Origin of the sequence: Chitinophaga arvensicola (assembly GCF_900110835.1) — a bacterium.
Lineage (GTDB): Bacteria > Bacteroidota > Bacteroidia > Chitinophagales > Chitinophagaceae > Chitinophaga > Chitinophaga arvensicola.
Window position 1 is genome coordinate 475697 of sequence record NZ_FOJG01000002.1, and the last position, 12370, is coordinate 488066.

11 protein-coding genes are annotated in these 12370 nt (G+C 46.8%); 6 read left to right on the top strand and 5 right to left on the bottom strand.

What is annotated here, in order from left to right; all coding sequences use genetic code 11:
* The first annotated feature begins 7 nt into the window (after window positions 1–7).
* Entirely contained in the window at window positions 8–667 is a 660-nt protein-coding gene (locus tag BMW79_RS19190; protein WP_089897257.1) for an NADPH-dependent F420 reductase, read from the top strand.
* Between the two features lie 63 nt (window positions 668–730).
* Here the strand turns inward: BMW79_RS19190 and BMW79_RS19195 are convergent, their stop codons facing one another.
* Entirely contained in the window at window positions 731–2362 is a 1632-nt protein-coding gene (locus BMW79_RS19195) for a M1 family metallopeptidase (RefSeq protein WP_089897258.1), read from the bottom strand.
* 66 nt (window positions 2363–2428) lie between these two features.
* Between BMW79_RS19195 and BMW79_RS19200 the strand changes: the two genes are divergently transcribed.
* Window positions 2429–4051, top strand: coding sequence for an ABC transporter substrate-binding protein (locus BMW79_RS19200; protein ID WP_245752602.1), 1623 nt, complete (start codon window positions 2429–2431; stop codon window positions 4049–4051).
* Between the two features lie 112 nt (window positions 4052–4163).
* On the top strand, window positions 4164–4940 hold the full coding sequence (locus tag BMW79_RS19205; RefSeq protein ID WP_089897260.1) for an acyl-CoA desaturase: 777 nt from the start codon (window positions 4164–4166) through the stop codon (window positions 4938–4940).
* Between the two features lie 156 nt (window positions 4941–5096).
* On the opposite strand, the gene BMW79_RS19210 is transcribed toward BMW79_RS19205, so the two are convergent.
* The 4 genes from BMW79_RS19210 to BMW79_RS19225 are packed head-to-tail and all read right to left on the bottom strand — an operon-like array spanning window position 5097 to window position 8658.
* Window positions 5097–5684 (bottom strand): HAD family hydrolase, encoded by a 588-nt coding sequence (locus BMW79_RS19210; protein ID WP_177192250.1) that lies wholly within the window; start codon window positions 5682–5684, stop codon window positions 5097–5099.
* On the bottom strand, window positions 5681–6412 hold the full coding sequence (locus BMW79_RS19215) for an SDR family oxidoreductase (RefSeq protein ID WP_089897262.1): 732 nt from the start codon (window positions 6410–6412) through the stop codon (window positions 5681–5683). Before BMW79_RS19215 ends, BMW79_RS19210 begins: the two co-directional genes overlap by 4 nt.
* A gap of 27 nt (window positions 6413–6439) precedes the next feature.
* Window positions 6440–7771 carry an FAD-binding oxidoreductase gene (locus BMW79_RS19220; protein WP_089897263.1) on the bottom strand — a complete coding sequence of 444 codons (1332 nt, stop codon included), beginning with the start codon at window positions 7769–7771 and terminating at the stop codon, window positions 6440–6442.
* On the bottom strand, window positions 7771–8658 hold the full coding sequence (locus tag BMW79_RS19225) for a decaprenyl-phosphate phosphoribosyltransferase (RefSeq protein ID WP_089897264.1): 888 nt from the start codon (window positions 8656–8658) through the stop codon (window positions 7771–7773). Before BMW79_RS19225 ends, BMW79_RS19220 begins: the two co-directional genes overlap by 1 nt.
* Window positions 8659–8774: 116 nt before the next feature.
* Between BMW79_RS19225 and BMW79_RS19230 the strand changes: the two genes are divergently transcribed.
* From BMW79_RS19230 to BMW79_RS19240, 3 genes are all read left to right on the top strand, one after another.
* A complete protein-coding gene (locus BMW79_RS19230) occupies window positions 8775–10403 on the top strand; it encodes a hypothetical protein (protein ID WP_089897265.1) in 1629 nt (542 codons plus the stop codon).
* A 322-nt stretch (window positions 10404–10725) separates the two neighbouring features.
* Window positions 10726–11340, top strand: a complete 615-nt coding sequence (locus tag BMW79_RS19235; RefSeq protein WP_089897266.1) for a CGNR zinc finger domain-containing protein — start codon at window positions 10726–10728, stop codon at window positions 11338–11340.
* Window positions 11337–12239, top strand: coding sequence for an EamA family transporter (locus tag BMW79_RS19240; RefSeq protein ID WP_089897267.1), 903 nt, complete (start codon window positions 11337–11339; stop codon window positions 12237–12239). Before BMW79_RS19235 ends, BMW79_RS19240 begins: the two co-directional genes overlap by 4 nt.
* The last annotated feature ends 131 nt before the right edge of the window (window positions 12240–12370 follow it).

Genomic DNA, 12370 nt, shown 5'->3' on the forward strand with positions numbered 1-12370 from the left:
TACACACATGAAAATCGGTATCCTTGGAAGCGGTCCGGTCGGGCTAACTCTTGGTAAAGGGCTTATCCAGGCAGGACATCATGTTACAATCGGTACCCGCAATCCTTCCAAAGAATCGTTGCAGCAATGGATCAAAAAGCAAGGTAAACTGGCTACGGCCGGTACTTTCCGGCAAGCCTCCGAATTCGGGGAATTGTTATTGATCTGTACCAGCTGGGTGGGCACTAAAAAAGCCATTGAAGCCGCAGGGATCTGGAATTTCAAAACCAAAACGGTAGTGGATGTCACGAATCCGCTGGATGGCAAAGGCCCCGATGAAAACGGCCGCCTCACTTTCACCATCGGCCATACCAATTCTGCCGGTGAGCAGATACAGGCCTGGCTACCGCCAGATGCCAATGTGGTAAAGGCCCTGAGTTGTATCGGCCACGAAAAGATGTTGCTGCCGGATTTCAAAGATGGCGCCCCCACCATGTTCATCGCCGGTAATAATATCGAAGCCAAAGAACAGGTGACAAACCTGCTCCACGAAATAGGCTGGGAAGATGTGGCGGATATGGGAAAAATAGAAATGAGCCGCAGTATTGAACCGCTGAATATCCTGTGGGCCGCGTATGGCTTCCTGAATGATAGCACCGGACACGCATTCAAACTGCTGAAAAAATAAAAATAAAAAGGAGCCAGTTCTACGCTGGCTCCTTTTTATTTCCGGAAGATGGGAAAGTAACAGCTACTTCACCTGCTTCGTATTAATGTAGAAGTTTTTATCTACTTCAAAATTCTTCACATCGCTCAGGGTAATATTGGAACTCCGCCATAATGTGCCCGGATATATGAGCTTAAATCCATTATCACTCAGCTTTACTTTCACCGGCATGTTGAAATCCTTTACATCAGACACCCAGCGGTATTGCAGCTGTTGTCCGCTGAAACGGTACTCCAGTGTAGGAATGGTAGTATGACGGAGATACTGGTCAAACACCTTACTGAGATTCATACCCACCACCTGGCTCATATACTGCTCTATTTCCTGCGTGGTAACGGTTTGATGGTAGAACGTTTTATTCATGCCTCTCAGCAACTGACGGAAGGCCTCATCATTTTCCATGATCTGGCGGATGTTATGCAGCATGTTGGCACCTTTATAATACATATCGCCGCTTCCTTCTGCATTCACCCCATAAGGTGCAATGATAGGTACATCGTTTTTGATGTTCTTGCGGATGCCCTGTACATATTCATCGGCGGCTTTACGTCCATACTGGCATTCGGTGAAGAGGGTCTCCGAGTAATTGGTAAACGATTCATGGATCCACATATCGGCGAGATCCTTGCTGGTAATATTATTACCAAACCATTCATGGCCGCTTTCGTGGATAATGAGAAAGTCCCATTTCAGCCCCCAGCCGGTACCGGAAAGATCAGTGCCCTTATAGCCCATGCGGTAATTATTGCCATACGCCACGCCGCTCTGATGCTCCATTCCAAGGAAAGGCGCTTCAATCAGTTTGTAACTGTCTTTATAAAAAGGATACTTGCCAAACCAGTATTCAAAGCATTTCAGCATCGGTTTTACCACTTTGAAATGCTCCCTGGCTTTATCTTCGTTATAATCCAGTACCCAGAATCCGAGATCCAGTTTGCCACCTTCTCCGGACCAGGTATCTTTCATCTCTATATAATTACCTACGTTAACGGCTACATCATAATTATTGATCGGATTGCTCACATACCATACAAAGGTTTTGGTGCCATCGGGGTTGTCGATGGTCTTTTTCAACCGCCCATTGGATACATCCACCAGTTCTGAAGGCACAGTTACATGAATAGTCATGTTTTCCGGCTCATCGCTCTGGGTATCTTTGTTCGGCCACCAGATGCTGGCGCCCAAACCCTGACAGGCAGTGGCAATCCACGGACGGCCTTTTTCATCTTTGCTCCACACTACACCGCCATCCCATGGCGCATTCAGGGCTTTACGAGGTTTTCCACTGTAAAAAACGGTGATCTTTTTGGTCTTGTCCTTTCCCTGCGGGGCCACCAGCTTGATAAACCACGCGTTGCTGTCGCGCGTAAATGCCAGCGATTTTTTGTCCTGGACTACGCTGTCGATCACCATAGGTACCTGAAGATCTATCTGCATCAGGGAATCCGTTTTCAATACCTTGTAGGTAATAGTATTGAAGCCACTGAAAGTACTGTCGTCCGGATTTACCTGCACATGCAGGTCGTAACTGGTAACGTCCCACCAGGCGCGCTGCGGGGTAATGGTTCCCCTCAGCGTGTCCGCCCTGCTGAACTGTTGTGCCCCTGCAGTTAATGTTGCCATCAGGGCCATACAAAGCATCGGTATGCCGCGCATATTTATTCGTATATTTTAGCCTGAAAGATATTAATTTACTGCCAAATGAAAAGTTGTTATTGTCAGGTGGTTATAATCAGATATTGCCTTGCGGTGCTTTGCATCGGGTTGTTGTGGTCATGCGGTAGTCCGGAAGGACAGTCGCTGCGGGTATTTCGTTACAACAGCACCAATGGAATCGCCAGCCTGGATCCTGCTTTTGCCAAAAGCCAGGAAGTGATATGGGCGGTAAAACAATTGTACAATACCCTGGTAGAACCAGACAGCAACCTGGTGATCCGCCCTTCGCTGGCCAAACAATGGCGGGAGTCGGCAGATCACCGTACCTACACCTTCGACCTCAGAACGGATGTGTATTTCCAGGACAGTGATATTTTCCCTGGTGGTAGGGGGCGCCGTATGACAGCGCAGGACGTGGTGTACAGTCTGCGCAGGATTATGGATCCGGCCACAGCATCACCGGGCGCCTGGATCTTCAATGGTAAACTCAGCGCCGACAGCGGCTTCATCGCCTTAAATGATTCTACTTTCGAAATCACCCTGTTCCGGCCGTTTCACCCTATACTGGGTATTCTCAGTATGCAATACTGCTCTATTGTTCCAAAAGAAGCGATAGAGAAATACGGAAAAGATTTCCGTAATCATCCCTGCGGTACCGGGCCTTTCCGCTTTTTCCTCTGGGATGAAGGGCAGGCGCTTGTACTTCACCGTAACCCTACCTATTTCGAAAAAGACGCTGCAGGTAATCGTCTGCCTTACCTGGAAGCGGTGCAGGTAAGCTTCCTGGAAAGCAAAGCCTCAGAGTTCCTGCTGTTCCGGCAGGGACAACTGGATTTCATGAACGATATTGACGCCTCCTTTAAAGATGAAGTATTGACCAAACAAGGAAAGCTCCGGAAGGAATGGGAAGGGAAGATGGTGTTACATAAACATCCCTATCTGAATACGGAATACCTGGGTTTCCTGACAGACAGTAGTCTTGCGCTTGTAAAGGAATCGCCGTTGCGCTGGAAAAAAATACGACAGGCGATCAATTACGGGATCGACCGTACGAAAATGATGACTTACCTCCGCAATGGTATCGGTACCGCTGCCGTGGCAGGTTTTGTGCCTGCGGGGCTGCCTTCCTTCAACGCAGAAAATGTAAAAGGATATCCCTATAATCCCGGGATGACGCGCCAGTTGCTGCGGGAAGCAGGTTTCCCGGAAGGGAAGGGGCTGCCGGTGATAAAGCTCTTATCGATTCCTATTTATGCGGACCTGGCCAACTATGTGGCTAACCAGTTACAGGAGGCTGGCATCCGGATACAGGTGGAGATCATTCAGAAAAGCTTGCTGCTGGAGCAAACCGCCAAATCCCAGGCGTTGTTTTTCCGGGGCAGCTGGATCGCGGATTACCCGGATGCGGAAAGTTACCTGGCCATGTTTTACAGTAAGAATCCCGCGCCGCCCAACTATACCCGCTACCGTAACCCGGCGTTCGATCAGTTGTATGAGCAATCGCTCGAAGAAAACAATGACAGTCTCCGCTATCTCCAATATCAGCAGATGGATCAGATGATCATGGCAGACGCGGCAGTAGTGCCGCTTTTCTATGATGAAGTGATCAGATTGGTGCAACCAAATGTGCAGGGATTAAGTGGTAACGGCATGAACCTCTTAGAGTTACGTTGGGTAAGGAAAATTTAAAATTTAAAATTATTTTAACATTTCCTTCACCAACACCATACGCAGGGATGACTAAAAATCCGTTCAATTACCTTACCTTTGGCGCTTATTTGTCACTTTATAAAGTATAGAAATGACGGCGATCCTGATATTCTTTTGTGTGCATTGGTTCTTTTCCTTGTTTTTCCACACATTCTACTTACACCGTTATGCATCTCACCAGATGTATACCACCAGTAAATTCTGGGAGCGATTCTTTTATTTCAGCACCTGGTTTTTCCAGGGTTCATCATACCTGATTCCAAGAGCTTATGGCGTTATGCACCGCATGCACCATGAATTCAGCGATACCGAACACGATCCGCATTCTCCGCACTTCTTCAAAGACGTATGGGGTATGATGGTACAGACCCGCAAAATCTACAATGGTTTTGTAACCCGTACCAGCCAGGTAGATCCTAAGTTTACCAAAGATCCGTTACCGGAATGGGATGCCATGGATAAAATCGGTGACAGTAACATTACCCGTTTCCTCTGGATGGGCGCTTATGTAGCTTTCTATGTAGCATTTGTTCCTGCTGGTATGTGGTATCTTTACCTGTTGCTGCCCATCCATTTCCTGATGGGACCTGTACAGGGTGCTATTGTTAACTGGTGCGGTCACAAATATGGTTACCAGAATTTTGATAACAGCGATCATTCCCGGAATACTTCACCATGGGGCATTATCCTGATGGGCGAACTGTTCCAGAATAACCACCACAAGTTTAAAGACAGTCCTAACTTTGCCAAAAAGTGGTATGAGCTGGATCCCAGCTACCAGGTAATGAAGCTGTTGAACTTTGTAGGTATCATCAAGTTGAAACCAGCGATGGTGACTGCTCAGATGAAGAAAGCAAAAGCAGCTTAATAAGTTCGTACAATCAATCTGTTACAATAATAGAAAGTGCCTTACCGTCATGGTGAGGCATTTTTTATTAAAGGAAGTGAAGGTGGTAAAAAGTTCGGGGAGATGGAAATGGCTTTAACCATTTACATCTCCCCGATATTATCAACGTGAGCACAGTTATTGAAAAGGCCGGTAACTGGGATGTTGGGCCAGTGCCAGCATAGGGCGGTCGCCATTACTATCCCCATAGGCATAGATTACGGGAAAGTTTTCCAGGCGGTAAGCTTCCCGGATCCGCTTTACTTTCTCTTCTCCGTTACAGTTGATTCCCTGTATCTTACCCGTAAGGAGTTTATTTTTTACTTCCAGCCGGGTAGCCAGGCAAACAATGTTTTCCTTCCGGCACCAGGGCGCAACCCAGTCCTGCGCAGAAGCCGAAACCACCACTACATGATGTCCTTGTTTCTGATGATCGCGTATGGCGGCCAATGCCAGGGGGCGTATCAGTTTAGGTAATTGCTCCTGGCAGAATTTTTCGCAACCTGCGGCAAATTCTGCCGCCGGCATCTCACTAAAAAAATAGGCAAGCACCTGTTCTTTCATTTCCTGTGCAGGCAGCAGCTTGAGTTTAAACCGCAGTAATGCAGGCAGGAGTTGTACAATCCCGGCATACATAGCTGCCCTGCCCCGATGGTAGCGGATAATCTGCCAGAGGGTATCCTTCGTGGTAATAGTACCATCAAAATCAAAAAAGGCAATGGTCACAGGGAAAGTTTTTTGAAAATACCTTCCGGTATTAATTTGATAATGAGCATGATATATTTCCAATGCCACTTCACATACAACACATTCTTTTTACGTGCTACTCCTTTGAAAACGGCGGTGGCTACGGCTTCCGGTTGAGCTGTCAGCAGGGGGGGAAGTGTGAGGTGCTGGGTCATGCGGGTGTCCACAAAACCGGGTTGCACACTCATTACGTGAACGCCGCTACGAAACAGCCGGTTTCTCAGGCCGCTGAGATAAGCGGTGAAACCTGCCTTGGCACTGCCATAGATATAATTGCTCTGGCGGCCTCTTTCTCCGGCTACAGAACTGATACCTACAATAGTACCCTGTTGCTTTGCTGCATAGCTTTCAGCCACTACATTCAGCACGGATACTGCACCGGTGTAATTTGTGTTGATAATAGCGGCAGCTTCCTGCCAGTTTTCCTGTGCTTTTTCCTGTGTGCCAAGATACCCAAATACGCAGATGGTGATATCCGGTTGTACTGGGAGGCCGGCAAAAAAGCCGGCATGTGAGTTATAGTCAGTCGCATCAAAAGCATGGGAGGTGGCTTGGATACCGTATCGCAGCTGCAGGTCCTGTTGCTGGGGAACCAATGCCGCAGTATGTCTGCCTGCTAATTGAATATCATATTTTTCAGACGCAAATTTCCGGGCAATGGCTACCGCCATGTCTGAACCTGCGCCGAGTAGTAAAACGGTGGGCATGAGAGGTGTTTCGTTAATCAGGGTAAACTATTTCGTGAGTAATAAACGCTCCGACTGAAGGGATTCAAAACGGGCGTTACCGTTATATTGTTTCACAATGTCAGCGAACTTGCGCGCATTGGGATAGCTGTTCCAGAAAATTTCCTGTTTCATGCGGGCATCTTTGGAAAGGTATAAACGGCCGCCATGTTGCAGTACAATTTCATCCAGTTCATCCAGGAATTCGAACAGTCCTTTGCGGATAGGGAAATCCAATGCAAGGGTATAACCTTCCATAGGGAAAGAAATGAGGCTGTCCTGCTCGCCGAATACTTTCAGCACTGCCAGGAAAGATCCCCAGCCTTTGTCGCTGATCCGTTGAAGGATAGCGATAAGGCCATCTTTCTTATCGAGCGATACGACAAACTGGTATTGAATGAAACCGGCTTTACCATATCCCCTGTTCCAGTGCAGGATAGCGTCCAGCGGATAAAAGAAGGGTTCGTAAGGGATTACCTTATGCATTACCTTTTTATAGTTCTTCCCGTAATACAGCCAGTTGAATGCTTTTACTGTAAATGTGTTGAGCACAAAAGAGGGCAGGTTGAACGGCACACTTAGTTTTCGTTTAGCCGGAAGGGTAAGTGGCGCCTTTTTCTGCGTGTCATTCAATTCTTCGGGGGTAGCATGTTCTCCTACGATGAGGATGCTGCGTCCGAAGGAGTCGCCTTTTTGCAGGCAATCAATCCAGGCCATAGAATACGTGTAATGTTTGTATTCATCAAACAGGCGGATCACTTCTTCCAGGTTTTTTGCCTTCAGTTGTGTTTGCCGGATATAGGCCGTTTCTATTTTTTTGAGGTCAAATTTTACGCGGGTAATAATGCCGGTCAGTCCCATACCGCCGCAGGTAGCCCAAAACAGGTCTTCGTGCGTGGTAGCGTTACAGCAGATAGTTTCGCCCGAGGCAATAAGTACATCCATATCTATGATATGGCCGGAGAATGCGCCATCCACGTGATGGTTCTTTCCATGTACGTCGGAGGCAACAGCGCCGCCTACGGTGATATATTTTGTGCCGGGTGTAACCGGTAAGAACCATCCTTTGGGAACAATAATGTCCAGTATCTGATCCAGTGTTACGCCTGCCTGTACATCCATGATTCCTTTTTCGGTGTCGAAAGAAAGCATCTTATCGTACTTCAGCATGGAAATGCTATTCTTTCCAAGAGAGGCATCGCCATAGCAACGGCCATTGCCGCGGGCAATCATATGGTCGTTTGATACCACATAATGACGGAGCTGATCTTCCTGGGTAAAAGCATTTTCTTCACTGGCAACAGCGGGGTAGTTTCCCCAGTTGGCTAACCGTTTTTGCATTATTCAAAAAATGTTTTATCTGTCGGTAAATAAATTAATACATAAAAACTCAGGACCCACAGGAGGATGGTTAATTGAATAAAACGGTCTTTATATAGGATTTTGGTGGGAGAACCGGTATTGTTCTCCACGTAGGTTATTTGCAAATATCGTAATAATCCGCCAATTACAAACAGGGTAGTATAATAAAGGCGGTAGGTCTTGAACCTTACCTGTGTTTCAGGGGAGATGGTGTACATCAGGTAAGCCACAATGATAACAGCCGATACAAGCGCCAGCATAACATTGAGGAAGTCCATATTATAGCCTTTGGCAGCTTTCCGCATTTCCTTGCCGGTGTCCATTTTGATCAGGATATCATCGCGGCGTTTGGCTATAGCCATAAACAGCGCCAGCAGGAAGATCATGATATTCAGCCATTCTGAAATAGGTACTTTGGCGGTAACACCACCTGCTTTTACGCGCAACACAAAGCCGGCGGAGAGGATCATGATATCCAGAATGGAGACGTTTTTCAATCCGAGGCAGTAAAACAGGTTCAGTATGAAGTATATGCTGATCACGAACACGAGCTTTTCCCGGACGGTGTAGGCAAGGGCATAGCTGGCAAACACACAGATAATGAATAGTGCAATGGCGGCCGATTTGCTTACCTCCCCGGAGGCAAGGGGGCGTTTACATTTCACCGGGTGCATCCGGTCGGCTTCAATATCCCGGTAATCGTTTAGTATATAAATGCTGCTGGCAATTAAGCTAAAGGATAAAAAGGCAATGATCATTTGCGCCAGTTTGTCCACGTGGAATATTTCTCCTGCGAAAAACAGAGGGATGAACAGGAAGGCATTTTTTACCCAATGTTTGGGTCTGAGTAGCTTTAAATATTTCATGGGGACCTAAAGTTGATTGGTAATTTTCCAGGCTGGCAAATTACAATTTATTCGATTACTTTTGCTGCCATTCATATTACGGAATATTTAGCAATTACAGCGAATCCCAAACTACTATGTCGATATTCTCACTAAAAGGCCAACGTCCGGCCATTGTCGAAAGCTTTATTATCATAGCATTGGCGCTGGTGCCGCTATTTGTCACATTCCCTTACCGGGTCAACATTTTCCTCTCCTGGGAAGGCGCTTACCGGATCTCTTCCGGCCAGATACCTTTTAAAGATTTTGGTTCTCCGCTGGGCTATGGCTTCTGGATCTTTCCTGCCATTTTCTTTAAAATTTTCGGACCCGAAATGATCTCCCTGGTTAAGGCACAGGTATGCCTGAATATCATGGCAGGATTTGCCTTCCGGTCTATCTTGAAAAGTTTAGGGGTGCAACCCGGTGTACGGTTACTATCTGTACTGGTATTTGTGTTGTCCTATTCCTTCTTCAATTTCTGGCCCTGGTATAATCATACTGTGATCGTATTTGAGCTGGTAGGACTTGCGTTCCTGTTCCGTTCCTTCTTTTCGGATAGCCGTATCCGTAGGTATTTGCTGATGCTGGCTGCAGCCTTTTTTATTTTCCTGTCGGTTTTTACCAAACAGGATGGCGGTGGAATGGCCTTTATGTTATGCCTGCTGTTCCTGGCGTATAACAGCTTCAGCACCCGTCGCTGGCTCGACCTGCCCGTTTTTGCAGGTATGTTTTTCGTGGTGGCGCTGATTATGATCCTTCCGCTGATGCCAGGTTTCGGCTACTGGTGGAACCATGGACAGCCGCCGCATAGTTCCCGCCTGGCGTTCAACGACTTTACCGATGAAATCTTTGGCAGCTCCAGTTGGATCAAAGGCTATGTAGTATTGGTGGCATTATGTATTGCTGCCAAAATTAAGCAGGAAGGCAACTGGATCCGGCAACGTAAAGAGGTGTTGTTCGCCCTGCTTACCTTAGGCATACTCGGGGAAGCAGCCATTTTCCAGGTAACCAGCTATACGCCGCCTGATAATAATATCTTCTTCCATAGTTTCGCTTTTGCTTTCATCGCCAGTTATTTATGTGATTTACTGAAGATAAATCTCAACGCAGTGCGTCCATTGCTTGGCGCTACCTTACTCGTTGTTTTCTGGTGGTCGGGTACCTGGTGGAAATATGTAGGTCGTTTCGCAGACCGGTTGTTTCCTGCTACTGAAGTGGCCGCAACAGGTCCGGGACATGAGAACGTGGTAAACCGCCATAACTATATCCTTGATAAAGATACCACCGATGTGCCGGTATCTGCCTGGGTATTCTCCAGTCTCCGTCCTTTCCGTAAAATCTATATGCCTTCCTCAACTGCCAAAGGAATGGACCGTATAATGGCGCTTCCTGTGGTTGCTGAAAAGAAAGCGGACATCAAGGTATTGAATATGTCGGAGTTGACGCCGCTGGCAGTAGCGATGCCTTATAAACTGGAAACCGGTCCCGATTATCCTTTATGGTATCATCTCGGAGTAGGGATGTTCAACCGGCAGTTGGCCACCTTTACCCAGAAGGTAAGAGACCATCATTACGACCTGATCATTTATGAATATGCACCTGGTCTGAACAACTTTTATCCGTTCGCATTGAGGGATGAATTGAAGCAACATTATCACCAGGTGGATAGTTTTCTTGCACCCAGAAGACCAACTAATGCAATTATTGAAGTATATGTTAAATAAATTATGTATCTTACAGGAGAATAAATAAAAATCTCAGGAAATTATTATTCTCCTGTCATTAAAATACTATCAACCTGATATAGAAACAGCCCCCAAAAGGGCTGTTTTTTATTTTCATAATAAATTGATTATCATTTTTTTAATTCCTATATATTATAGTGTTACTGTAAGTTGATGAAATCCTGCTATAAGGCCTCTTTTTTATTAACCAGTAAAATAAGTTTTACTGGTTAATAAATAGTTTTACCTTTGTTGCACAGGGGAATTCACCATACCCAAAATGGTGATAATTTTGTTTTCCCGTCATTAAAATTAAAGTAACATGGCTGCACCCAAATCCATACTTTCACTCCGGCTCGACGGTGGCATGTTGTGCCTGGATATCGTGAATACGGTCGACAACCGGAAGAAAGAAATGCACCATGATTACCTCAATGGCTTCAAAGATTTGTTGCAATGGTATGGTCATACCGGTGGACTATCTCCCAAAATTATCCATACTCTCGAACGGCTGGCGAAAGATTACCCGCAAAAAGCGGCAGTTGTATTTGAAAAGTGCATTGCCTTGCGGGAACTGTTGCACCGGTTGTTTATAGCCGCCATTGCAAATAAGCCACCTGCCCCTGCAGATCAGATGCAATTCAATGCTTATATCGCAGAAGCCTACGCAAATATTGAAGTCAGCTGGAAGGCAGGAGCCAGGCAATTATTATTTAATGCCCCGGCGCTGGAACAGGTATATTGGTGGCTGGTGAAATCAGCAGTGGAATTACTGACTACAGATAAATCCCAGTCCATAAAAGAATGCCCTGCCTGTGGATGGCTGTTCCTCGATAAAAGCCGCAACGGCTCCCGCAGATGGTGCAGCATGAGCACCTGCGGTGATGTAGATAAAGTAACCCGAAACTATCAGCGTACTAAAAGAAATAAACCATGAATAAGAAGACCGGTGTATTGTCCTCCAAAATGATCCTTTGTCTCCTGGCCGTATATGTAATCTGGGGCTCTACCTACCTGGGAATGAAGATAGCCACGAAGGTAGTGCCTCCGTTTCTGCTGTCTTCCATGCGGTTTCTTCTGGCGGGAAGTCTGCTTTTACTCATTGGTTACCTCCGGGAAAAGACCTGGCCGGAGCGCAAACAGTTCCTGTCTGCCTGTTTCATAGGTGTACTCCTGATCGGGATAGGTAATACCACTGTGGCGCTGGCGGTACACTACATGCCTTCTGGTATTGTAGCACTGATTGTGGCTGCCATGCCTGCCTGGATCATGGGAATGGATTGGGCGTTCTTTAGTAGAAAGCGTCCATCCGGGATGACGATGCTGGGCATTATAGTTGGATTCTTCGGGCTGTTCCTGCTGTTTAACCCATTTGCACATCATGAAGCCCGTCAGTTTCCCTTATGGCCGGTTATCGTGATTGTAGCGGGGAATATCTGCTGGGCGGCCGGAACGCTGCTGGTACAGCGGCTGCCTATGCCCACACAGATCACCAGTACTGCTATCCAGATGTTGGCGGGTGGCGTATTCTCCCTGTTGATGAGCGTGGTGTTTGAACCAGGAGGGTTTGGTACCTTGTCTTTCATGACCACAGAGGCGTGGCAGGCTTTCATCTACCTGGTATTAATCGGCTCCCTGGTAGGATACACTTCCTATAGCTGGCTCTCGAAAAATGCGCCGCCCCGGCTTACTGCCACTTATGCTTATATTAATCCTATTGTAGCGCTGTTTCTCGGATGGGCGATTGGTCACGAAGCCATTACCTCTATGGTAGGTTTTTCCGCCGCAGTCGTGATCTGTGGAGTGGTGTTGATGACCCTGGGCCGCAAGTCTTAAGTGGAAGTGGAGATATTTCTACTTTCTTTTCCCCCTGATAATGACTATATTGCAAATTCACACATACAGGTATGGCCCTTTATCCGCTCCGGATAAACCCTGTTGATGAACCATCGCCCTAGTTGCAGCAT